Origin of the sequence: Thalassospira profundimaris WP0211 (assembly GCF_000300275.1) — a bacterium.
In the GTDB taxonomy this organism is placed as follows: Bacteria; Pseudomonadota; Alphaproteobacteria; order Rhodospirillales; family Thalassospiraceae; genus Thalassospira; species Thalassospira profundimaris.
In genome coordinates this window covers 64,597-87,868 of sequence record NZ_AMRN01000010.1, presented here as the reverse complement: position 1 = coordinate 87,868, position 23,272 = coordinate 64,597, and the positions used below count along the sequence as shown (strand labels likewise).

Below are 23,272 nucleotides of genomic sequence, written 5' to 3'. Positions count from 1 at the left end.
ATCCCGATAGACAAAGGCCCTGCTGCGGCAAGACCCCGCCCGCCACGGGCGATCAGGCCAGCTCGATGCTGTAATCTTCGATCACGGTATTGGCGAGAAGCTTCTCGCACATTTCCTTGACCTCGGCTTCGGCCTTGGCGGCATCGGTGCCATCCAGTTCGAGTTCGATGAATTTGCCCTGACGGACGTCATTGACGCCATCAAAACCCAGGCCCTGAAGGGCGTGGTGAACGGCTTTGCCCTGCGGGTCGAGAACGCCGTTCTTCAGGGTGACATGAACACGTGCTTTCACGAGAAGCTCCTTTAAGTTCGCATGCGCGGGTCTCGCGCGGGGTTCTGTTTGCAAACAAAACGCTGTCCGACACACATGGCCGACCAGCCATAAGAAAAGGCCGCGCGAGCGCGGCCTTGGGGTGTTATTTGGTTTCGTCTTTTTTAAGCTGCTCTATTTCGGCGGACTCAGGGAGGACACCAAGACGGCGTGCGACTTCCTGATAGGCCTCTTCGACACCGCCGAGATCGCGGCGGAAGCGGTCCTTGTCCATCTTTTCGTTGGTGATCGCATCCCAAAGACGGCAGTTATCCGGGCTGAATTCATCGGCCAGGACCAACTGCGGGAAGTCGCCTTCCCAGACGCGGCCGAACTCAAGCTTGAAATCAACCAGTTTCAGACCGATACCGCGCATCAGACCACACAGGTAGTCATTGACGCGAAGGGTCATGCCAACAATTTCCTCAAGCTCTTCAGCGCCTGCCCAACCCAGAGCGAGGATGTGTTCATCCGACACCAGCGGATCACCCAGCGCGTCGTCCTTGTAATAGAACTCGACGATCGGGCGCGGCAGGCGTTCGCCTTCTTCGAGGCCAAGACGTTTGGCCATCGAACCGGCAACGATGTTGCGGACCACGACTTCGATCGGAACAATTTCGCATTTCTTGCAAAGCTGTTCGCGCATGTTCAGGCGGCGAATGAAGTGAGTCGGAATGCCGATTTCTGCCAGACGGGTCATGACGAATTCGGTGATCATGTTGTTCAGGACACCCTTGCCGGCAATGGTGCCGCGCTTCTGGGCGTTGAACGCCGTGGCGTCGTCCTTGAAATACTGAATGATCGTTCCGGGCTCTGTACCTTCGTAAAGAACCTTGGCTTTACCCTCGTAGATGGGCTGCTTTCTGGACATTGGCGGGATCTTTCACATCTAGGCCCGCCGTCCGACGCAGCAGGCACCCTGAAATTCGCGCCCTCCGTATAGCAGTGCTTGGCGAGAAACTCAATTGTCGCTTAAGCTCTATTTATGCAAACTTGATAATCGAAATTTGCAACCGTCAGCATCTGTATCGCAAAGGGCCGGAATTGCGGCGGTAACATGTTGAACTGAAACGGCGTTCCGCGCCATCTGGTGTTAGACGTCGACCGGATGGAACGGTGTTTTGTCGGGCTGGCCTTCGGCAAACAGCCAGACCGGCCGTCTCGGCAGTTCATGTTCGCTTGTGGGAATCGCCGGAAGCCCGATCAGCGACGAACAGATGGTCTCAAATCCGATATTGCTGCGCACCAGCATGGCATCAGCACGGATGTCATGATGATCCGGGTCCGGAGCCTCTGTTCCGGTATCAGCCAGAAGCGCCTGCCAGGCAAACCAGTCGTCGGCTTCGGGGTGCGGGGCCGGCGCACTGACAAAGCGCGGCAGATTGCGTTTGGTGCGCGCACTGTTTTGCGTGTCATTCAGATCATGGGCGGTCAGAATCGAAAGACCTTCGGGGATTTCAGTGATCTCGATCTTGCCCGTACCGCGATTTGCCAGCCAATAGGCGTCGCGGTTATCGGCGATCACCATGTTAAACGGGCGATAGGCATCGCCATCAAGTTCGGCAAGGGCCTGTGCGGCGTCAATCGCGTCTGCATGGTCTAGTGCCTCAAGCGGCAGCTCCCCGCGGGATCGTTTGCCATCGGCAGGGCCCAGCGTGCCATAGCGGTTGAGAACGGCGGCAACCACGCCGTCCTCATTGACACCAAGCCAGGTCCCCCCGGCGGTTTCATCAAGTCCGGCAATGACATCAGGGCGGTCTTCCCAGTGGCGCGCAGGCGCCTTCCAGGGACGGTTATTCATTTCATCGCGATTGGCGCCAATGATCACCGGCCAGTCATGGTCGGGGCGGCGTAAAATAATGACTGTACACATGAGCCAGATCAAAGCGTGCGGAACCGCACTTTGTCAAATTCAAAAGTATCAGGCAACGGGGTGAAATCGGTGTCGTTTATTGTCATATAAAATGCTATGACAGACAATGGCTTGACCGGTTTGGCTCCGATGACAATGTGACCAGCTTACAGAAGGAATCGATTATGAGCAGCTTTAATGATCGTGAACGCGGGTTTGAAGCAAAGTACAGCTTTGATCTTGAACAGGATTTTCGTGTCGAAACCCATCTTTATAAAATGCTGATCCAGTGGGCCGGCGAACAGATGGGCATGTCCCCCGAAGAATGTCAGGATTACACGCGCAAGATCATTGGCGAGGTTGTTGCCAACCCGCGTGAAAACGGTGTTGTTGCCCTGTTGCTGGCCGATTTTGGCCGCAAAAATATCGACGTCACAGCCTCTGCATTGAATGTAAAGCTCGAAGAACTACGTCCGGTTGCGCGTGCAGAAGTACTGTCGTGATTGCGCGCTAGTGCATCTGCTTGGAAAACTTCTCGTTTGCTAATATGTGCAGCCTTACGTATCCTGAGCTCCCCAGACCGAAAAATTGAGTAGGTGCAACCTTTTGGTGTGGTATCCTTCGCAGGTAGGTGAAGGAGCCGATTAGGTAGATGAAAGGCGACAGCATTGCGTATCCTTTTGGCGGACGATCACGATCTTGTTCGTGAGGCAATCTCGCTACTGTTCCAACAGTATTTCGATGACTGTGAAGTGGCCGAAGCAGGGGCATTGGACCCCGCACTCGAGCTGATAGCAGCCAATAATACATTCGATCTGGTGCTGCTTGATCTGCGCATGCCGGGAATGAATGGACTTGAAGGTTTGAAGCGCACCTTGGAGAAGGTGGCGGATTCGACCTTTGTGGTTCTGCTTTCTGGCGCATATCGAAGTGAAGATGTCCGCAAGGCGCTTGAGGCCGGCGCGCATGGCTTTATTCCCAAGACCTTGCGTGGGCAGGCCTTGGCAAATGCTGTGCAGCTGGTTCTTGCTGGTGACAAATACCTGCCGTCGTCGATTCTGAACGACATGAATGACAACATGTCAGGTGGGGGTGATGGCGAAGGTCGCCTTGCCGGTGGCTTTGGCAGCGAGGGTGATTTTGGCCGTCTGACACCGCGTGAACGTGAAGTTCTCGCACTGCTGTCAGAAGGACGTCCGAACAAGGACATCGCCCGTCACCTTGATCTGCGCGAAATCACCGTGAAGTACCATTTGAAAAACATCTATCGCAAACTGAACGTCTCGAACCGTGCGCAGGCCGTGAAAATGGCTCTTGAAGATATGGCGCGGTCCGGAACTTTGTAGTAAGTTCGACAAAGGCAGCTCAGTTTGGCGCTCAAATCCCGGCTCGTGATTTCAAGGGCCGTTTTTTGTTGCCTGAACCGGCTTTTCTCCCTCGTCATTGGAAACGAAACGAGGAAAAACATATGACCGTCACCATCGCACTTGTCGGCGAGTACAATCCGAACGTCACCGCCCATCAGGCCATCCCGAAGGCCCTGGACTTGGCCGCTGAAAATCTTGGACTTACCGTCACATTTGACTGGGTCGCGACATCCGACATTGATTGCCCTGATGCCCAAGCCCTTGATGGCTATAACGGGATCTGGTGCGTGCCTGCCAGCCCGTATCAAAGCTTTGACGGTGCGCTTGCCGCCATTCTGCGTGCGCGTGAAAACCGGATTGCTTTTCTGGGAACCTGTGGCGGGTATCAACACGCGATCCTGGAATATGCCCGTAATGTTCTTGGTCTTGCCGATGCGGCAAATGCGGAAATCGACCCGGATGCTTCATTGCCCCTGATCGCGCCGCTTAGCTGTGCGTTGATTGATCAGGATGGTGGTATCGACCTTGCGGAAAACAGTGTAATCCGCAAGGTTTGTGGTGCCGCGCATTTGACGGAAACCTATCGCTGCTCATTCGGGTTTAACCCGGAATATGCCCATGTGATTGATGGTCGGGATCTTCAGATTGTGGCCTGGGATCAGGATCGGGATCCGCGCGCGGTTGAGCTTCGCGGTCATCCGTTCTTCATCGGCACCGCGTTTCAGCCCGAACGTGCCGCACTGCGTGGGGAAGATCATCCATTGATCAACGCTTTCGTCTGTGCCGCGGCGGGCTAACAATCTTTTTAAATGCCCCCTGCACACGTGATGTGTGCAGGGGACTGATTTATCAGCTTTGCTGTGATGGCAGATTTGGCAGGCAGCGTTGCATCGGTGGGGTGCGTCCCGATTGCATCACCACAACCCCGGTAAGGATTGCCACCAATGCAATCAGGTCAAGCAGTTGAACACTTTCCCCTAATATCAGCGAGCCGGTCAGAACGGCGATAATCGGCGGGATATAGGTCACGCTTGCCGCTTTGACCGCACCAAGATTTTCGACAACGAAGTAATAGCACAAATACGCAAAGCCGGTGCCAAACAGGCCAAGCCCAAAGAACAGACCAAGGGCGATCCAGCCATTGTCAAAGATCGCGCTGGCACCGTCAAAGTCGGTGGTAACCAGCAATGTCAGCGCGGCAATACCCAATTGATAGGTGCAAAGTGCAAGGGGCGAAATACCAAGCGGGCTCAGGAACCGGCGGGCATAGACAAAGGACAGACCAACGCATAGGGACCCAAGTCCGATATAACCAACCCCGGCCAGATCGTTTGCCGAAACGCTTGCGTCCCAGGGCCGCGCAATCATCGCAACCCCGATAAAGCCAACACCCAATCCAAGAAGCGAGCGACGATTAACAGGCTCATCGCGCAAAAAGGCCGCAGCGGTGATAAAGGAAATCATCGGAATGGCGCCGCTCAGCATTCCGGCAAGGCTGGATGGCAAAAGCTGAATGCCCTTGGCAAAGCTGAAATAGTAAAGACTGCCCGCCAGAACCGACATCACGATAAAATGGTGGGTAAAGCGCAAGTGCCGCCATTTAAGTTTTCGCCCGATCAGGGCTGCGGCAAAAACCGGCAGGAACCCCATAAATACGCGAACGGCAGCAATCTGGGTTGGGGTGATCAGGGTGCTGGCGCTTTTGTTAAACAGAAACGTCATGCCCCAGGCAAGGGCCAGAAACCCGAACACGATATAGGCTTTGTTTTTCATGGTGGCGGACCAGTTTGGAAAAATCATGGCCCATTGTCTAAATTCCCGGTATTTTTCACAAATCATACTATCTGGATCATGAAATAGAAAAAATGCATTATGGGATCATATCCACCGCTTAAATCACTGCCAGCGTTCGAGGCATCCATGCGCCTGAAAAGCTTTGCGCTGGCGGCGGATGAATTGAATGTCACGCCCGGTGCGGTGGGGCAGCAAATCCGCAAGCTTGAAGACTGGCTTGGGGTGGAGTTGTTTACGCGCACAGTCCGGCAGATCACGCCAACGGCGGATGGCCTGGCTTATGCTGCGCGCATTGCCCCGGCCTTGCAGCAGATCCGCGATGCCAGCCATCAATTGCGCGACCAGTCAAATCATGCGGTGCGGTTCGTTATGCCGCCAAGCTTCGCGGCAAAATGGTTCTCCAAACGGATGTCGCGTTTTCTGATCGCCCATCCTGAAACCTCGCTTCATGTCGGATCATCATCGGTCCTTTTGGATTTTGATCATGATCCGGTCGATCTGGCAGTGCGCTATTTCGATGGCGTCGATGAAAGCCTCGAAACCATATTGCTGTATCAGGGGCAGGCGGCGGCCTTTTGTGCGCCGTCCTATCGCGACGGGTTGGGACTGGATCGCCCCGATAACCTTGCGCAGGCGACGTTGCTGAATGATATCCTGCATCCCTGGTGGGAAGAATGGCTGGGCCGGTTTTCAACCCTGACGGCGCCTGATATTCGCGCCATAAAGCGCGTGGAAATCGATCAGACATCCATGGCGATTGAGGCGGCCATTCATGGGCAGGGCGTCGTTCTGGCCAACCCGCTTCTGGCCGAGGAAGACATTTCCGAAGGCAAGCTGATCCACCTGTTTCCGGATCAGGTCGTCAAAGTGCCGTCAGGCTATTATCTGGTTTGGCCCAAGAACCGTGATCTGCGCGCACCGGTCAAGGAATTCCGCGACTGGCTGTTGGCAGAGGCCAGCGACCTTGGCATCAAATAACAAACCCCGGCCGAAAGGTTTCGACCGGGGTTGTAAAAGCGGTACGGCTCGGATTACAGATCGCGGTTCATGGTGTAGGTACCCATGTAACTTGCCTTGTCCAGAACATGGCCCTCGATGGCGGCAAGGGCATCCGGGCCGGTAAAGGGTTCTGGCAGGTCGATCTTGTCGGTATCAAGCGCGTAGACCGTGAAATGATAGTGGTGAATGATCGAATCGTTCCATGGCGGGCAGGGGCCGTCATAGTCGCCATAATCGCCGCCCATATCGGTATCACCCGCAAACCAGTCGGTATAGTTGTTCAGGCCCGCCGTGCCATATTGCTTGGCGCCGGGCATCTTGCCCTTTGGCGTCACACCATTGGACGCGACACCTTCTTCAAGCTTTGTGATGCTGGCCGGGATATTGACCAGAACCCAGTGGTAGAAATCAACACGCGGCAAGCTTGCCGGGACTTGCTTGCCTTCGATATTGACGTCCTCACCCGATGACGGGACATCCGGGTCATGACAGATCAGGGCGAAGGATTTGGTGCCTTCGGGAATGTCGCTCCAGGAAATGGCGGGACTGATATTGTCCGATGTTTCAAACCGGCCCTCTGCCGGGATTTTACCGAACGCGAACTTGGCCGGGATCGGCGCGCCGTCTTCCCATCCTGTGATGCTCAGTTTCATTGCTATGCCTTTCCTGCAATTGACATTTTTTGATGTGTTGGCTGTGTTCGATATAGCTCAGCATCAATGATGCGCAATGTCAAAGGCCGGTATTGCAGCACAACCCAACGAAAAAGCCCCGGCCAGACGGCCGGGGCTTTGAAGCAGGATTTGGTATTTTGCTTAGTCCGCAAAGACACGGGCAAAGATCGTGTCGACATGCTTGGTGTGGTAGCCAAGGTCAAACAGCGCTTCGAGTTTGTCCATCGGAATGCGGTTGGTGACGTCTTCGTCGGTTTTCAGAAGCGACAGAAGATCACCTTCGCGGTTCCAGACCTTCATCGCGTTACGCTGAACGATGCGATACGAATCTTCGCGCGAAACACCATACTGGGTCAGGGTCAGCAGAACACGCTGCGAGAAGACCAGACCGCCCATCTGATTAAGAATCTCGTCCATGCGTTCCGGATAGACAACCAGGTTTTCAACAACGTTGGTCAAACGCATCAGGGCGAAATCAAGCGTAACGGTCGCATCCGGGCCGATGTTACGTTCGACCGAGCTGTGCGAAATGTCGCGCTCGTGCCAGAGGGCAACGTTTTCCATTGCCGGGATCGCCATCGAGCGCACCAGACGGGCAAGGCCAGTCAGGTTTTCGGTCAGAACCGGGTTACGCTTGTGCGGCATCGCCGAGGAGCCCTTCTGCCCCTTGGAGAAGAATTCCTCAACTTCGCGAACTTCGGTGCGCTGCAGGTGACGGATTTCGGTCGCCAGATGTTCGATCGACGATGCGATGACACCAAGGGCTGCGAAATAGGCAGCATGACGGTCGCGCGGGATCACCTGGGTCGAAACCGGTTCCGGTTTCAGGCCAAGCTTGGCGGCAACATGTTCTTCAACACTCGGATCAATGTTGGCGAATGTGCCAACCGCGCCGGAAATTGCGCAGGTCGCGATTTCATCACGTGCGGCAACAAGGCGATCACGGTTACGTTTGAATTCCGCATAGAAGGTCGCAAGCTTCAGACCAAAGGTCACCGGCTCTGCGTGGATGCCGTGCGAACGGCCCATGCAAGGGACATCTTTGGTTTCATAGGCGCGCTTTTTAAGCGCAGCCAGAAGCTTGTCCATATCTTCAAGCAGAATGTCGGTTGCCTGGGCAAGCTGCACGTTAAAGCAGGTATCAAGAACGTCGGAGCTGGTCATGCCCTGATGGACAAAGCGGGCTTCTTCGCCGACCTGTTCGGCCAGTTCGGTCAAAAACGCGATCACATCGTGTTTGACTTCGGCTTCGACGGCATCAATGCGATCGATGCGGTCCTGGGTATAAGGCTTGTCGCCTTTTTCCCAGACAAGCTTGGCGGACTCGGCCGGGATAACACCCAGTTCGGCCAGTTTGTCAGCAGCGTGGGCTTCGATTTCGAACCAGATACGGAACTTGTTCGCCGGTTCCCAGATGGATGTCATCTGCGGACGGGAATAACGGGGGATCATGCGGTCGCCTCCGGGCAAGATGGTTGGGTGCCGGAAATGGTTCTCGATGATCGGAATGCGTAGTTGATTGCACGATCACGGCGCCGGCACGCTTTCACGGGGTCGGATAGTCCATTCCGGGCAAATTGGCAACCCTGCAGACGGGTATAGCAGGATTGTGAAGGCGATTTTGCCGCAGGAAAACTTGTTTGATGTTAGAAAAATAGCAACTTATTGAGAATATATCGTGTAAGCAGGCAGGATGTATCTTCGACGATGCGGTTAATCCGAATGCGAAGTGGGCAGAATTTTTATGGCGCGTGAACGCGACGGGGCCAAAAATCATCAGAAAGATGTGACACAGGTCCGCAATACAGACGCAAACTATCTGGCGGAACTGGTCGAACTGGGTATCGCCCTGTCGGCACAGCAGGGGCGCGAAGAGCTTAACCAGAAAATCCTGATGGCCGCGCGCAACTTCACCAACGCCGATGGTGGGTCGCTTTATGTCGTCAATCAGGACGAAAGCGAACTTCATTTCCGTATCATGGTCAATGATACGCTTGAGACGTTCTTTGTCTCGGGCCGCGAAACCGAAAAACCATTCCCACCCTTGCCACTTTATGACGACGAAGGCCGCCCGAACTACGCCAATATCGCGACCTATGTCGCGCTGACCGGTAAGGCGATCAATATTGATGATGCCTATAGTGCAGAGGGATTTGACTTTACCGGCACCCGGGCATTTGATGCCAAAACTGGGTATCGGTCGAAATCCTTCCTGACTGTGCCGCTTAAAAACACCAGCGGCGTTGTGATCGGCGTTTTGCAGCTGATCAATGCGCGTGACGATGCGGGCAATGTGATTTCCTTTGATCCGGCGATTGAACCAATCATCAATGCGCTCGCCAGTCAGGCGGCGGTTGCGATTGAAAACAGCCGATTGCTGGTGGCACAGCGCGACCTGATGGAGAGCTTCGTGCGTGTGCTGGGGCAGGCGATTGATGCCAAATCGCCGCACACCGCAGGCCACTGTTCACGGGTTCCGATCATAGCGCGTATGCTGGCCCAGGCGGCTGTGGATGACCGGGATGGCACATTTTCCAATTTCTATCTGACAGATATGGAATGGTACGAGCTTGACCTGTCGGCCTGGCTTCATGATTGCGGCAAGATCGTCACCCCTGATCATGTCATGGAAAAAGCCACCAAGCTTGAAACCATCCATAACCGTATTCACGAAGTCCGCACGCGCTTTGAAGTACTGCGTCGTGACGCCGAGATCGAGATGCTTAAACGCAAGCTTGATGGCGAGGACTCACTTCAGTGCGAGGCCGATTTTGCCCGCCGGGTGACCGAACTTGAAACCCAGTTTGCCATGGTCGCGGATGCCAATATTGGCGATACCGAACTTGATACCGACACCATTTTTGCCCTGCATGACATCGCAGAGCAGGAATGGACGCGGTATTTTGATCGCACCATCGGCTTGTCCTGGTCGGAACAACAGCGCCTTGATGATGCGAAACTCGCCGAACTGCGCGCAACCGGCACTGAAAAGCTTCTGATGGATCGCGAAACCGACATCTATAACGGTTTTAACCGGGGCGAGCTTTATAACCTGTCGATCCCGCACGGCACCCTGACATCCGAAGAACGCCAGGTGATCAACGATCATGTTGTCATTACCCAGGATATGCTGGCCCAACTGCCATATCCCAAGGAACTGCAACGCATTCCCGATATTGCCGGAAATCATCATGAAAAAATGGACGGGTCAGGATATCCGCGTGGTCTGACGGGCGATGATATGGGGATCCTCGAAAAGGTCATGGTGATCGCCGATGTGTTTGAGGCGCTGACAGCGGTGGATCGCCCGTATAAACGGCCGAAAACATTGTCTGAATGTATCTCGATCCTGGCCGATATGCGCGACAAGGGGCAGATCGACAGCGACCTGTTCGAGCTTTTCCTGACAAGCGGCACCTATCAGGAATACGGACGCAAGTATTTGCGTGAAGATCAGCGCGACGAAGTCGATATTGCGGAGTTCATACGAGTATAATGGAAATGCCTGCATCCATGTTGCTGAGGTCCTTCAAGTAAGTCTTGGTTGCAGCGTGCCTGATAGTCGCGTATTTCCGTAGAGTTCGTTGCGGCCCTTGCGTTCTGCTCGGCCAAGCATATCCCACCAACAGAAACCGCCACTGAAGGCGCAGGAATGATTGAAACATTCGACATTCTTTTTCTGATCGTTTCGGTTCTTGGCGTATCGCAGGCGATTTTCCTGATTGTCCTGTTGATGGACGAGGGAAAGCGTTCTTTTCGCGCCAATCGCTGGATCATGGTGTTCGGGTTTTCGGTCGGTATGAGTTTTATCGACGATACGTTCAACCCGTTCATCAGTCCGATTGTGAACTTGTATCTTGTGCCGGTTTTTGCGCCATTCTTTTTTGCCTTTATCCCGTCGATATATTTGTATTTCCGGGAAGTTTCCGGCAGTCCGGTTTCCCGGCCCTACCGGCATTTTCTGGTATTGATTCCGGTGACCGCAGCGATCGGGCTTATGGTTTACCTAAAAAGTACGCGGATGGTCGCCAATCAGGATCATGTGCGTGATGTCGGGTTGCAGATTGCGTTTTCATCGCAAGGGCTTGCCAATTTGGTTCTCCTGGCGATTGTCATCGTGTTTTGCGTGTCGTTTGTCGGTTACATGGCGGGGATATGGCGGCTCGCGCGGCGTTATTTGCGACAAGCCAATTGGCAACTCCAGGCCGACAGTGAACGAATGCGTCGCTGGATTATCGAGCTTCTTGTCGGGATGACGGTGTTGTTTACCGTCTTCACCCTGACCAATTTGCTAGATCTGTTTGTCTTTCACGCGGAATGGCTGTCGCTTGGTGTCAAGGTGGGATTTGTGGTTGTGTTCTTCCGCATGTGCCAGGTTATCGCGCAGAACCCGGCGATCTTTGTGCAAGCGGAAACCGAAGACGGCGCCCAGGACATTCTGCCTGAACGTCGGGAAACCGGCCAAGGGACCGACACCCAGCAGACCCCGATGTTGCGTGCAATTGTTGATGATCCCGGCATCGCCCGTATTCGCACCCGCCTTGCAAGGATTGTCGCAGACCGTGAAGTGATGCTTGATCCATTGCTTACCATGCCCAAACTGGCTTCTGCTGTCGGGGCAACGCCCAACCAGCTTTCCTTTGTCTTGAACCAGCATTTGGGTAAAAGCTTCTTTGATTTCGTCAATGAAGTCCGGGTTGACGAGGCTTCTCGCCTGCTGATCGAGGAACCAAACCGCACGATCCTCGATATCGCAACCGAGGTTGGCTTCAATTCCAAATCGACCTTCAATCAGGCGTTCAAGAAAATCACCGGTCATACACCAAGTAACTATCGTCAGAACAATTTCGCAAAATCAAATAGTTAAGGTGTATGAATGCGCATTCGTACCTGTTTGGCACGGATTGTAAGTACAAGGCTATAAAACCGGACGCCTTCCTTCGCACGCTCGGGCAATGTCGCGACATCAACAACACAATTGGGATGTTTAGACATTATGGTATCGCATTTTTGTTCTCGTCGTTTGGGGGATGCAATGGTGCTGGGCGGACTTGGCATCTGTACGGCAGCCATCATCATTATGTTTGCCAGCAGCGCACACGCCCAGACTGCAACGCCTGGACAAAGGGAAATCATCCGCGAACAGGTCAATCCACAGACCGAAGATGCACTTAAACCCTGGCTTGGCGGCAATTGGCAGATCGGTGCCTTCGGCCAGATCAGCAGCAATCCCTATCGCGGGGCCGATAGCACCGATTTGGATGCGCTTCCGGTATTGGCCTATGATGCCGAACGTCTACATATCGGTATTGACGGCATTGATGCCAAAGTCTGGATGAATGATTTTGCCAGCGTTTCGGTCATTGGTGGCATTCGGATGGAGCCTTTTGATCCGGGTGACTCAAGCTATCTCAACGGGCTTGAAGAACGCGATATGGCATACGAGGCCGGTATCGGCGGATCGTTGCGTCTCTGGCACGGGGAGCTTCAGGCAAGCTATCAGACCGATCTCAATGATGCCTATGGCGGGCATGAGGTGGATGTTGCTTATTACCTGCCGACCGAATACGAAAAGTTCAGCTTCAATGTCGGCGGTGGTGTCACCTGGCAAAGCGAAGAGCTGGTCGATTACAATGTTGGCGTACGTCGCAATGAAGTGCGCAGTGATCGTGGCTTCTATGCCCCCGACGCCACCTTTATCCCGCATCTTGATTTCAGTGTGACCTATCCGGTGACCGAAAGTTTTGCCGTCGTCGGCACCACTGACGTCAAATTTCTGCTCGACGAATATACCGACAGTCCGATCATTGATGAGGACTATGTGCTCAGTGCCGGTCTGGTGCTGGTGTATAACTTCTGAACAGAAGCCGGGTTAAATCAGGCCCAGCGTCTTGAATGAATTATATCCCGCCCGGCTGATGATGATGTGATCATGAACCGTGATGTCCATCGCCTTGGCCGCATCAACGATCTTGCGGGTCATGTCGATGTCACCCTTTGACGGGGTGGCATCGCCGCTTGGATGGTTGTGCACCAGAATAAGGGCGGAGGCATGCAGTTCAAGTGCGCGCTTGATGACTTCGCGCGGGTAAACCGGGGTGTGGTCGACCGTGCCGCGTTGATGGCATTCATCGGCAATCAGCCGGTTCTTGCGATCAAGAAACAGCAGATGCAGTTCCTCGTTCTTAAGATGCCCGATCCGGGCCCGGCAATAATCAATCAGCTGTTCCCAGCTGGCGATCACCGGCAATTCCATGGCCCGTTCACGTGATAGATGCAGGGCACTTGCCTCGGCAATCTTGATGGCGGCAATCCCGGCCTCGCCAAGGCCCTTGGCGGTTTTAAGGTCTTCGGGTCGGGCGGCCAGAACATTGGCAAAGCTGCCAAATTGCGTGATCAGTGATTTCGCAAGTGGTTTGACGTCGCCCCGCGTCATCGCCATGCACAGCATCAGTTCAAGCAACTCATAATCGGCAAGGGCGGTGGCACCCCCCTTGATAAACCGATCGCGCAGCCGTTGGCGATGGCCGTGATAATGGGGTTTTGCGGATTTGGATTTTTCGGCGTCCACTGCGTCGGTGCCGGATGCGCCAAGCGTGCCCGATGCATGCACTGTCCGGGCCTGATCAAAAAAGACCCGCGTGCCATCATCAATTTCTGATGAGGTCTGATGGGCAGGAGTGGAAGCAGCTTTGCGATCCTGTTTTTCGCTCAAATCTGCTTCCCCTTGTTAGGTGCCCGTTACTCGGCAGCTTTGCTGAGATCGTAGGGCGGCTTTTCCAGACCGGCCGGGGATCGGGTAAAGATTTCAAACCCGTCATCCGTCACGCCGAGCGAATGTTCAAACTGTGCAGACAGTTTGCGGTCTCGCGTCACGGCTGTCCAGCCATCGGGTAAAATTTTACACGCATAGGTTCCCTGATTGATCATCGGTTCAATCGTAAAGATCATGCCGGGCTCAAGCACCAGACCTTCGCCCGGTTTGCCGTAATGCAGGATATTTGGCGCATCATGGAACACCTGACCAAGCCCGTGACCACAGAAATCACGCACCACCGAAAAACGCTCGCTTTCGGCATAGGACTGAATGGCATGGCCGATATCGCCAAGGGTTGCCCCCGGTTTGACGGCTTTGATGCCGCGCCAAAGCGCCTCATAGGTCACATCGACAAGACGCTGGGCCATGACTTTTGGTGTGCCGGCAATATACATGCGCGATGTATCGCCATACCAGCCATCAAGGATAACCGTGACATCAATGTTCATGATGTCGCCATTGGCGAGTTTCTTGTCACCCGGAATACCATGGCAGACGACATGGTTGATCGACGTGCAGGTCGATTTCGGAAAACCGCGATAGCCAAGGCAGGCCGAGATCGCATTATGATCGCGGATATATTCATCACACAGGCGATCGAGTTCGCCCGTCGTGACACCCGGAACCACGTGCGGGGTAATCATATCAAGCACTTCAGCTGCCAGCTTGCCAGCGGCGCGCATGCCTTCAAATGCTTCGGGGCCGTGAATTTTAACTGTTCCGTTCGCCACCCGAAAATCTCCTTAAACTCGGCTAGGTATGTATCTGTTTTATAGCCCAATGACATAAAGCCAGACGCCATAATTGGCAAGGATTGGCTGATATGCGCGGGCTTGGATGCTTGGCTGTGCGCTTATAATCCGGTAATCGGAAGCGCGTTTCGCACAGTGACTGCACTGGTATCAATTGCGCAATCATAGGCAATGGCCTCAACCCCGCTGTTTCGTGCTGCCTTGAACCGTTCGCCGTAATGCGGGTCGATGTCGGTCGCCAGGGTGAAACGATCACAATCGGTGCGTTGTATCAGGTAAAAGATCACCGCCCGGTGGCCCTCGGCAACCATATCGGCCATTTCATCCAGATGCTTTGCGCCGCGTGCGGTGACGGCATCGGGGAATTCGGCAAGGCCCGGAACATCTTCATCGCGTTTGAGGTGGACGTTTTTGACCTCGACATAACAAAGGCCGCGGTCGGGATCAGACAGCAAAATGTCGATCCGCGAATTCTTGCCGTATTTGACCTCGCGTTTCAGGCTTTCATAGCCCGCCAGTTCGGGAATTTTCTGGGCAAGGATTGCCTCTTCGACAATGGCATTCGGGTGCGCGGTATTGATGCCGATCCACGCATCGCCGATCTGGCAAAGCTCCCAACTGTATTTCAGTTTGCGTTTCGGATTGTCTGATTGCGACAGCCAGACATCAATGCCCGGCTCCTTGAGCCCGATCATCCCGCCCGGATTGGCGCAATGGGCCGTGATCACTTCGCCATTATCAAGTTCGACATCGGCGAGAAACCGTTTGTAACGTTTGATCAGCTTGCCGTGGATCAGGGGCTGGGGGAGTTGCATATCGACCTTTCGGAAATTCTATCCTGACAGAAACTGTCATGTGACGGGCGTTATCAGACTGCCAATTTCGCGGCAAACAGGTCATACATCAACCCTTTGCAGTCACAACCCTTTCACGGAGCCATCATGCGTCAAAGCCTGCGCGATAAAATCATTGCTGTTTGCGACAAGAAAATCGCGCAGAAGGGACCGGAAGTCGGCCTGTCCTTCTATGCGTTCTTTGCCAATCGCAATGATGACCCGGACACATTGATGGAGGCCGCCACCTGGTGGATCAAAGCCCTCGAGCTTGATCACTTTGAAAAGGCGACCAAAATCCGCGACATGGTCTTAACCGGGAAGTGATCCCGGCTTGATCCGGCTTTATTGCTTTTTCGCATCATCACCGAGGAAATCAACCAGGCTGACCCGACCCGTTCCACGGCGCAGCGGTTTGGGTTGGCTTTCATCCGGGGCCCAGGCGGTCAGATAGATCACCTGAAACTTGGCATGGATGCGGCCATCAGTACGCGCATGGCGTTCGTGATAAATCGCCGCTGCCCGCGCAAGCGTGCTGCGTTTGGTGAACTTTTTGGATCGTTTGGCAATCAGGTTGCTTTCGCCCATCCCCGAAAGATCGCGCATCAGTTTCAGCGCGTCCGGGTAGTCGATATAGATGTCATCGGCATCGACCACCGGCAGGGCAAAGCCACTGCGCTGTAAAAGTGCCCCGGCATCCTTGACGTCGACAAACGGTGATACACGCGGGGATACGCCGCCTTCTTCCTCGGCCTCCGCCGTCATCAGGGCTTCGCGCAAGTCCTTGAGCGTCTCACCCCCAAGCAAGCAGGCCAGAAACAACCCGTCGGGTTTCAGGGCGCGGCGTGCCTGAAGCAACATGCCGGGCAGATCATTGACCCAGTGAAGCGACAGGTTGGACAGGATCAGATCAAGCGATCCTTCGGCAAAGGGCAGGAATTCCTCGTCCGCGATCAGCGTGCCTTTGCCGTTATTGGCCTGTGCCGCCTTGGCATAGCCCCGCGAAATGTCGCTTTGATACAGCGTTTCGATGCCGCCGCGGGTGCCAATGATCTGGCCCAATTCACCACTATGGCAGCCAAGATCGACCGCCAGCGGAAATGTGCGCGTGGTATCATCAAGGCGATCGGCAAGGCGTTCGGCGGTTTCAGCAAACAGGAAATTATAATCCTGTGCCTTGGTTGCCGCACGGTCGCGGCGCAGTTTCAGGATGTCTCGATCAAAGACGGTGATCGGATCGGCCATGGGGCGGGAAGCTCCGGCTAAAATCGTTGTAAAAGTTACGATCTAGATAGAGCTTTGATCCCGCCCTTGCAATCGAAGAACCAGAAATCCATTCAGCCTATATCGACAGAACCAGCGGTGTTGGTTCGCCATCTTCCGGTTCGGCAGGGACAGCACAACAGATCAAGGCTTCGTCTGCGCCGACTTTTGCGCTGGGCCGGTTTTTATAGGTAACCCTGCCCTGGGTGATTTTGGTGCGACATGTGCCGCAATTCCCACCCCTACAACTTGCCTCAGGCGTGAGACCGGCATCTTCGGCCAGTTCGAGCAACGTCTTGTTTGCATCCGGTTGCCAGACGACCGACTGGTTTGATTGGGCAAATTCGACCTTGGTCGGCTTGCGGCTTGCGCGGGGCAGTTCGGGAACGTCGTCATCGCTATCCCGACTGCGGGTTAATGACGCGGGGCCAAATGCTTCTGCGTGAATGCGCTTGTCGGCGATGTTAAGCCCGCGCAGCCCGTCATAAAGGCCTTGCATGAAGGGCGGCGGGCCGCACAGGTAGAAGTCAAAATCATCAAACGGCAAAACGGCCCGCAACAGGTTCATGTCGATATAACCCGATGCTTCGTAATCCTTGCGCGGTGTCGCGCCATCGGGATCACCAAGAACCCGGATGATACGGATGTTGCCCTGGGCGGCTTTGACCAGTTCGACAATTTCCGCATCAAAGGCACGGTCAACAATGCTCCGTGCGGCATAAAACAGCCAGATCTGGCGGAAATTGCGTGTGCGCAACCCCTCGTAAACCGCATGGCGCATCATCGACATCATCGGCGTGATACCAATCCCGCCTGCGATTAATGCCATCGGCCGTTTGATATCCGGCAGCAGGGAAAAATCACCAGCAGGGGCGCGTGCCTCAAGGGTATCGCCAACATTCAGGTTGTCATGAAGATGGGCGGATACGACGCCTTCGCGTTTGACACTGATGCGATAGTGCGCATCTGACGGTGCGCTTGAAAGTGTATAGGTTCGGATCAACGGTTTGTCATGGCCCGCCACGTTCACGCGGATTGGCAAATGCTGACCGGGGTTGAATGACATCATGCCACCCTGATCAGCCGGTTCGAGGTGGAAGGATTTGATCAGATCGTTTTCTTCTGTAATCCGAACCACTTTGAACGAGCGCCATTGTTGCGCGCCGCTCATCGCGGCGAGCTTCTTCTCGGCACTTTCCCAATCCCCGGTCAGAAGGCTGTTGGGGGACATGCCTTCTTCCTGCGGGCGCCAGCGAATTGGCAATGCTGATGCCCGCCAGACTGTTTTGCGCGGGAAAACACGCCACAGCCGTTCAGCACCCTTGAAGGCACCGATTTCCGGACCTTCGGTGATGACTTCAGCGTCACCGGTAATTTGCAGGACATCACCGGTCGCAAAATCGGTAAAGATTAGACCGGCCTTGGGATTGCACAGGATATTGCCCAGCGTATTGAAAAACTGGTTTCCGGCGAAATCAGGAATTGTCAGCGTGCCATCAGTATCAACATGGACAAAGCCGGGCTTGCCACCACGATGAGATGCATCAACTTCGCGATGCCCGCCGTCACGATCAACATAGGTCGCAACGAAAAAGGTATCGGCCTTAGCAATCAGCGCTCGCGCCCGATCATCAAGTTCGCGGGATATTTCGGGTTTGGATGTCGGTGCAGACATCGGGTCGCGGACGAATTCGAAATCGCGCAGGCGGATATATTGCGGGCAGTTGCCAAAACTGTGCCCGACCCGAATGTCAAAATTCGTATCGGTCTGTGCGGTAATGCGTCCATTCAACCGGTTGCGGCGACGCGTATGCAATTCGATGCCGATCATGCCAATCGGTTTGCCGTCGCCCATCCCGGCATCGGCAGGGTCATCGGCGTCGCGCGGCAAATTGACGGACAGGTGATAGGGATCAGATGCCGACAGGAATCCGGGATGATTGGCGCGCAATGTTGCCCAGACATCATCGTTCTCGTCGACAGTTCCGAACACGGCAAAGGGTAGTTGCGGATAAAACTGGCGATGTTGATCGATCAGGTGATCACGCAGAACACGTTTCCCGACATCCGCCATTTGTTGGCGAACACCGACGCGTTCCTGCATCTCGATTTCACCTTGGTGCCAGGCCTCACTGTCTTTGGGGGGCATCACTGGCGTGGATGTCGTACTGTTGGCCGTGTTCATCTCGTGCTCCTGTCCAGTGGAAAGACGGTGTCGAGGCGGGGCAAATCCGGTGGGGCCGGTGCGCTTGAAGTTCTTGCGCGTTACGCGCAGGGATCAATGACCGGCCCATATCATCACGAAGCCGCCCGAAGACCGACCGACGACGTTTCAAAGGGCACAAAGCCCGGCAGTGCTTCAATACGTTTCAGCCATGCAAGGACATGCGTGTAGGGATCAAGCGCGACATTGCCTTCGGGGGCGTTGGCGATATAGCTGTAAAGCGCGATATCGGCGGCGGTCGGATGATCAAGCGCAATCCAGTCGCGGTTTGACAGGCGATCATCGATCAGTTTTAGCACGCCATGCGCACGGGCAATGACATCGTTTGCATCAAACTTGGCGCCAAACAACGTCAACAGACGTGCTGCACACGGCCCGTAGGCAATTTCACCCGCTGCAACCGAAAGCCAGCGCTGAACCTGTGCCAGATCGGCTGCATCTTCGGGGAGCCAGTTGGTCGCACCGACCTTTTTGGCGGCATAGACCATGATTGCGATGGAATCCGCGATGACAACGTCACCATCTTCAAGCACGGGGACCTGCCCGAACGGGTTCAGTTCAAGGAATTCCGGGGACTTGTGTTCGCCATTGACCATGTCGACATGAACCAGTTCGTGATCAATGCCAAGCAGGCTAAGGAAAAGGTGGGCGCGATGGGCGTGTCCCGACAGCGCGAAATAATGCAATTTCATGAAACATCCTCCGAGTTACTGGTTCGCATGGGGCGAAAACGGAGGATATTGTGATTATTTCTATTTAATGATGGAATTCCGTTTATTGGAAATTTAGTATTCCGAGAAGTGGAATAATCACGGGGCGCAAGATGGACCGTTTCGAAGCGATGAATGTGTTTGTGCATGTGGTCGAGGCGCGCAGCTTCGCCGCTGCTGCCCGCGCGTTGCGTCAAAGTCCGCCTGCGGTCACCCGCGCGGTCGCGTATCTGGAGGATGTGACAGGCGCACGCCTTCTGACGCGCACAACCCGGTCGGTCACGGTGACAGAGGCCGGTGCACGGTATTATGCAGACTGCAAAAGGTTGCTGGCCGACCTTAAAGAGGTCGAGGCCGCCGCCGGTGGGGCCTATGCCAAACCAAGCGGGATGTTGACCATCACCGCCCCGGTTCAGTTCGGCCAGATGCATGTCGCCCCGATTGTTGGCGCGTATCTGGATGAATATCCCGACATGCACGCGCGGCTGCTGCTGTTTGATCGCATCGTCAATATTGTCGAGGAAGGCATCGACCTTGCGGTGCGCATCGGTGATCTTGCCGACTCATCATTAACGGCCGTGCGGGTCGGGCAGGTCAGCCAGATCCTTTGCGCTTCACCGCATTACATTGCGAGATTTGGAACGCCACAAACACCCGCTGATCTTGCCGCTCATCGCCTCATTGCCACCACCGGATCCTCCGCACGGCTTGATTGGCAATTCAGATCCCCGGACGGCGGGCGCAAGATCGGCTTTTCCCCGGATGCCCGATGGCAAACCAATTCGATTGAGGCAGCGCGCAATGCGGCCCTTGATGGTTGGGGGACTGTGCGCATGCTGTCCTATCAGGCGGCCCCCTATCTTGCGAATGGGCGATTGGTGGCCGTGCTTGGTGAATATGATCCCGATCCGGTGCCAATCCATCTGGTCCATCCCGAGGGCCGCCATGCCCCGGCAAAGGTCCGGGCCTTTATTGATCTGGCGGCGGATACCTTGCGGAAAAATCCGTTATTTGATTTTGGCTAATTCAATCCCTGCGTGTGTTATGCTGCCGTTCCTTAAGGTGATCGTGGATAGCATCGCAGATGATCGAATGGGTCCGCACCATCGCAACCATGGGCGTTAACGCCATTTTACCACCGCGTTGCGGGGGCTGTGGCGATGTGACCGATACCACCCATGCGGTCTGTGCCGAGTGTTGGGCGGGTTTAAGGTTTATCACGGCCCCGCAATGTGCCTGCTGCGGCTATCCATTCGAACTTGATGATAGCGGTAACATCGGGGGTGATCCTGATGAAAGCGGACAGATTTTGTGTGGCAATTGCCTGCAAAAGAAACCGGCCTTTGATCAAGCACGGGCGGCACTGGTGTATGATGATCACAGCCGCGAATACCTGTTGCGGTTCAAACATGCGGATAGGGGTGACCTGACACCACTTCTTGCGCGCTGGGTCTATCAGGCGGGCAGGGGGATCTGGGATCAGGCTGATCTGATCGTGCCGGTGCCGTTGCATCGAAGACGGCTTTTGAAACGGCGCTATAACCAGTCGGGCCTTTTGGCGGCAAAGCTTTCGCAGATGACAGGCGTGCCTTGGGATGGGCTGGTTTTGGCCCGTCAGCGCAATACAAGAAGCCTTGGCGGGCTTGGCCCGTCTTCGCGCAAACGCGAAGTTGGCGGGGCATTTGTTGTCGATGAAGCGCGCGCTGAGAAACGCAATCTTGTCGGGGCGCGGGTTGTTTTGGTTGACGATGTTCTGACCACCGGGGCAACGGCCAACGCCTGTGTTCGGGCGTTAAAGCAATCAGGCGTTATGCACGTATCTGTGATCACGGTTGCACGTGTCGTGCGATGACGCGCTGCAAGATTTCTGTTATATAGCCGTCATCTGACTGAAATTCCGCACCGTATCAGACGCAGTGGACCCGATAATCCGGGGCATTCGCGATGATCGGTTGCCAAAGAAAGGATGACTGCCTCATGGCAAAAGTTGAAGTCTATGCCACCGAATGGTGCCCGTATTGCAAGCGTGCGCGCAAGCTGCTTGAGGAAAAGGGTGCGAAATACCAGCTGATCGATGTGATGATGGAACCGCGTCGTAAAAAGGAAATGATGGACCGTGCCAATGGCCGTCATACCGTGCCGCAGATTTTCATCAATGACGAACATATTGGCGGCTGTGACGAGCTGATGGCGCTGGAAGCAGCTGATAAGCTCGAAGCCAAGCTGTCTGCGTGATCGCCAATTGGCTGATCAACGGCAATAGTCGTACAAAACCCCGGCCAGTTTGGCCGGGGTTTTTATTTGTCTGATGATTGCGGTCTAGCCGAATGTAGCTTCCATTTCCTTGCGGAAAGCAATCGCCGGGTCCTTGGCATCAAATTCGACATCATCCCAGGTCAGGGTTTGATCCATGGCAACAGGTCGTTTGATTTTCAAATGGTGCGCAAGCCCGATCGGAAGGGCATTGCGCGACTTTGACGTCAGGGCAGGCATCAGTTTGCCGTAAACCGTATAGCCGCCTTCGCCATCCAGCATTTCGCCGGGTTTAAGATCGCGCTTGGCGGTGGCAACCGCATCGCCCGACCAGGCGCGTGATGTGCCGGTGGCTTCGCCGCGCAGGGCGGCTGAGGCCACCGAAATGCCAAGTTCCAACCCGATCAGGTGATAGGGCTTATACATGGTCGAATATTGTCCGCTTGGATCGGTCAGAAGGCCATATTCGTTAAAGCAGCGCGCGACATAGTCGCTGGGGGCCTCAAAGGTCACATAAACGCCCCAGCGCAGATCGCGGAACACCGGGCGGGTGTCGCGTTCAAGGCTTGAAACCACCTCGACCGTGCCTTTGCGATCCAATATGCCACCACTTTCACGCGGGCAAAGCAGGCGGGGCAAATCGTCAACGCCACAGGCCGGGAACTGCAATCCGCAATCCTGTGGTACAAGATCACAGGCATTGGACACGGCCGCCATTTCGATGGCCGATTTGGTACCATCCAGGAAGCTGTTGAAAATTTGCGGGTTCATGCCGCCCGCCTGTGCCTGTTCCGGTGTCAGGCCATAGTGATGCCAGACATCATCGGGCGTGACATGGTGATAGATCGGAAGATATTTGGTGCCCTTGCCAGCACACGTTACCGGCAGGCCAATCGCGCGCGCCCAATCGACCATTTCCGAAATCAGCGCCGGTTGATCGCCATAGGCCATGGAATAGACAAGTCCGGCGGCCTCTGCGCGTTTGGCAAGCAGAGGACCGGCAAGTACATCGGCCTCGACATTGACCATGACGATGTGACGGCCATGTTCGATGGCCTTAAGCGCAAAGCGTAAACCGGCGGCGGGGCTTCCGGTGGCATCAATGATGACTTCAAGCCCGTCGGCGGCAATCAGGGCATCGGCATCCTCGGTCAGCCATGTGGTGCCGTCGCGATAGGCCGATGCAGCATCCTTTGCGGTGAACTGGTCATCAGACCATCCGACACGGCGCAGGGCGGCCTTGGTACGATCAATGCTAAGATCGGCAATACCCAGAACGTGATAGCCCGGATGATGGCCGGCCTGACTTAAAAACATCGACCCGAACTTGCCGGCACCGATGATGCCAACCCGGACGGGATTGCCTTCATCAGCCCGTTTGTGGAGCTTTGTATCAAGGTTCATTGGCGTTCCTCCCAGACAGG

24 protein-coding genes are annotated in these 23,272 nt (G+C 55.0%); 11 read left to right on the top strand and 13 right to left on the bottom strand.

Going from position 1 to position 23,272, the window contains the following annotated elements:
* Window positions 1-52: 52 nt before the first annotated feature.
* The 3 genes from purS to TH2_RS17255 form a co-directional block, all read right to left on the bottom strand.
* Window positions 53-292: a phosphoribosylformylglycinamidine synthase subunit PurS gene (purS, locus tag TH2_RS17265; protein ID WP_008891731.1), complete on the bottom strand. Its 240-nt coding sequence runs from the start codon at window positions 290-292 to the stop codon at window positions 53-55.
* Window positions 293-416: 124 nt separating this feature from the next.
* Window positions 417-1,181 carry a phosphoribosylaminoimidazolesuccinocarboxamide synthase gene (gene purC, locus TH2_RS17260; RefSeq protein ID WP_008891730.1) on the bottom strand — a complete coding sequence of 255 codons (765 nt, stop codon included), beginning with the start codon at window positions 1,179-1,181 and terminating at the stop codon, window positions 417-419.
* A 222-nt stretch (window positions 1,182-1,403) separates the two neighbouring features.
* On the bottom strand, window positions 1,404-2,183 hold the full coding sequence (locus tag TH2_RS17255) for an NRDE family protein (protein ID WP_040824476.1): 780 nt from the start codon (window positions 2,181-2,183) through the stop codon (window positions 1,404-1,406).
* A gap of 164 nt (window positions 2,184-2,347) precedes the next feature.
* On the opposite strand from TH2_RS17255, the gene TH2_RS17250 reads away from it, so the two are divergent.
* The 3 genes from TH2_RS17250 to TH2_RS17240 all read left to right on the top strand — a co-directional run bounded on the left by TH2_RS17250 (window position 2,348) and on the right by TH2_RS17240 (window position 4,326).
* Complete coding sequence (locus TH2_RS17250) at window positions 2,348-2,665, top strand: DUF1476 domain-containing protein (protein WP_008891728.1); 318 nt, start codon at window positions 2,348-2,350, stop codon at window positions 2,663-2,665.
* A 165-nt stretch (window positions 2,666-2,830) separates the two neighbouring features.
* Window positions 2,831-3,508: a response regulator gene (locus TH2_RS17245; protein WP_008891727.1), complete on the top strand. Its 678-nt coding sequence runs from the start codon at window positions 2,831-2,833 to the stop codon at window positions 3,506-3,508.
* 122 nt (window positions 3,509-3,630) lie between these two features.
* Complete coding sequence (locus TH2_RS17240; RefSeq protein WP_008891726.1) at window positions 3,631-4,326, top strand: CTP synthase C-terminal region-related (seleno)protein; 696 nt, start codon at window positions 3,631-3,633, stop codon at window positions 4,324-4,326.
* 52 nt (window positions 4,327-4,378) lie between these two features.
* Here the strand turns inward: TH2_RS17240 and TH2_RS17235 are convergent, their stop codons facing one another.
* Window positions 4,379-5,302 carry a DMT family transporter gene (locus TH2_RS17235; protein ID WP_040824513.1) on the bottom strand — a complete coding sequence of 308 codons (924 nt, stop codon included), beginning with the start codon at window positions 5,300-5,302 and terminating at the stop codon, window positions 4,379-4,381.
* 99 nt (window positions 5,303-5,401) lie between these two features.
* Here TH2_RS17235 and TH2_RS17230 point away from each other — a divergent pair, with 99 nt between their 5' ends.
* On the top strand, window positions 5,402-6,301 hold the full coding sequence (locus TH2_RS17230) for a LysR substrate-binding domain-containing protein (protein ID WP_008891724.1): 900 nt from the start codon (window positions 5,402-5,404) through the stop codon (window positions 6,299-6,301).
* Window positions 6,302-6,354: 53 nt separating this feature from the next.
* Here TH2_RS17230 and TH2_RS17225 read toward each other — a convergent pair whose 3' ends face one another.
* Window positions 6,355-6,975 (bottom strand): YbhB/YbcL family Raf kinase inhibitor-like protein, encoded by a 621-nt coding sequence (locus TH2_RS17225; protein WP_008891723.1) that lies wholly within the window; start codon window positions 6,973-6,975, stop codon window positions 6,355-6,357.
* Between the two features lie 162 nt (window positions 6,976-7,137).
* On the bottom strand, window positions 7,138-8,448 hold the full coding sequence (gene purB, locus TH2_RS17220; protein WP_008891722.1) for an adenylosuccinate lyase: 1,311 nt from the start codon (window positions 8,446-8,448) through the stop codon (window positions 7,138-7,140).
* Between the two features lie 292 nt (window positions 8,449-8,740).
* Between purB and TH2_RS17215 the strand changes: the two genes are divergently transcribed.
* From TH2_RS17215 to TH2_RS17205, 3 genes are all read left to right on the top strand, one after another.
* A complete protein-coding gene (locus TH2_RS17215) occupies window positions 8,741-10,492 on the top strand; it encodes an HD family phosphohydrolase (protein ID WP_008891721.1) in 1,752 nt (583 codons plus the stop codon).
* Window positions 10,493-10,648: 156 nt separating this feature from the next.
* Entirely contained in the window at window positions 10,649-11,863 is a 1,215-nt protein-coding gene (locus TH2_RS17210) for an AraC family transcriptional regulator (protein ID WP_008891720.1), read from the top strand.
* 129 nt (window positions 11,864-11,992) lie between these two features.
* Complete coding sequence (locus tag TH2_RS17205; RefSeq protein WP_040824474.1) at window positions 11,993-12,856, top strand: MipA/OmpV family protein; 864 nt, start codon at window positions 11,993-11,995, stop codon at window positions 12,854-12,856.
* 12 nt (window positions 12,857-12,868) lie between these two features.
* On the opposite strand, the gene radC is transcribed toward TH2_RS17205, so the two are convergent.
* From radC to sfsA, 3 genes are all read right to left on the bottom strand, one after another.
* Window positions 12,869-13,711 carry a RadC family protein gene (radC, locus tag TH2_RS17200; RefSeq protein ID WP_008891718.1) on the bottom strand — a complete coding sequence of 281 codons (843 nt, stop codon included), beginning with the start codon at window positions 13,709-13,711 and terminating at the stop codon, window positions 12,869-12,871.
* Between the two features lie 26 nt (window positions 13,712-13,737).
* On the bottom strand, window positions 13,738-14,544 hold the full coding sequence (gene map / locus TH2_RS17195; protein ID WP_008891717.1) for a type I methionyl aminopeptidase: 807 nt from the start codon (window positions 14,542-14,544) through the stop codon (window positions 13,738-13,740).
* Between the two features lie 122 nt (window positions 14,545-14,666).
* Window positions 14,667-15,380, bottom strand: coding sequence for a DNA/RNA nuclease SfsA (sfsA, locus tag TH2_RS17190; protein WP_008891716.1), 714 nt, complete (start codon window positions 15,378-15,380; stop codon window positions 14,667-14,669).
* Between the two features lie 126 nt (window positions 15,381-15,506).
* Between sfsA and TH2_RS17185 the strand changes: the two genes are divergently transcribed.
* Window positions 15,507-15,725, top strand: coding sequence for a DUF6500 family protein (locus TH2_RS17185; RefSeq protein WP_008891715.1), 219 nt, complete (start codon window positions 15,507-15,509; stop codon window positions 15,723-15,725).
* Between the two features lie 18 nt (window positions 15,726-15,743).
* Here TH2_RS17185 and TH2_RS17180 read toward each other — a convergent pair whose 3' ends face one another.
* The 3 genes from TH2_RS17180 to TH2_RS17170 all read right to left on the bottom strand — a co-directional run bounded on the left by TH2_RS17180 (window position 15,744) and on the right by TH2_RS17170 (window position 19,577).
* The gene (locus TH2_RS17180; RefSeq protein WP_008891714.1) at window positions 15,744-16,643 is read right to left on the bottom strand and encodes a methyltransferase domain-containing protein; all 900 of its coding nucleotides are present in this window, start codon (window positions 16,641-16,643) and stop codon (window positions 15,744-15,746) included.
* 97 nt (window positions 16,644-16,740) lie between these two features.
* On the bottom strand, window positions 16,741-18,846 hold the full coding sequence (locus TH2_RS17175; RefSeq protein ID WP_008891713.1) for a pyridoxamine 5'-phosphate oxidase family protein: 2,106 nt from the start codon (window positions 18,844-18,846) through the stop codon (window positions 16,741-16,743).
* A 113-nt stretch (window positions 18,847-18,959) separates the two neighbouring features.
* Complete coding sequence (locus TH2_RS17170; protein WP_008891712.1) at window positions 18,960-19,577, bottom strand: glutathione S-transferase family protein; 618 nt, start codon at window positions 19,575-19,577, stop codon at window positions 18,960-18,962.
* 131 nt (window positions 19,578-19,708) lie between these two features.
* Between TH2_RS17170 and TH2_RS17165 the strand changes: the two genes are divergently transcribed.
* From TH2_RS17165 to grxC, 3 genes are all read left to right on the top strand, one after another.
* On the top strand, window positions 19,709-20,620 hold the full coding sequence (locus TH2_RS17165) for a LysR substrate-binding domain-containing protein (protein WP_008891711.1): 912 nt from the start codon (window positions 19,709-19,711) through the stop codon (window positions 20,618-20,620).
* Window positions 20,621-20,679: 59 nt separating this feature from the next.
* Entirely contained in the window at window positions 20,680-21,447 is a 768-nt protein-coding gene (locus TH2_RS17160; RefSeq protein ID WP_008891710.1) for a ComF family protein, read from the top strand.
* A 125-nt stretch (window positions 21,448-21,572) separates the two neighbouring features.
* Window positions 21,573-21,830, top strand: coding sequence for a glutaredoxin 3 (grxC, locus tag TH2_RS17155; protein ID WP_008891709.1), 258 nt, complete (start codon window positions 21,573-21,575; stop codon window positions 21,828-21,830).
* Window positions 21,831-21,914: 84 nt separating this feature from the next.
* Here grxC and TH2_RS17150 read toward each other — a convergent pair whose 3' ends face one another.
* A complete protein-coding gene (locus tag TH2_RS17150) occupies window positions 21,915-23,252 on the bottom strand; it encodes an NAD(P)H-dependent oxidoreductase (RefSeq protein WP_008891708.1) in 1,338 nt (445 codons plus the stop codon).
* Window positions 23,253-23,272 lie beyond the last annotated feature (20 nt).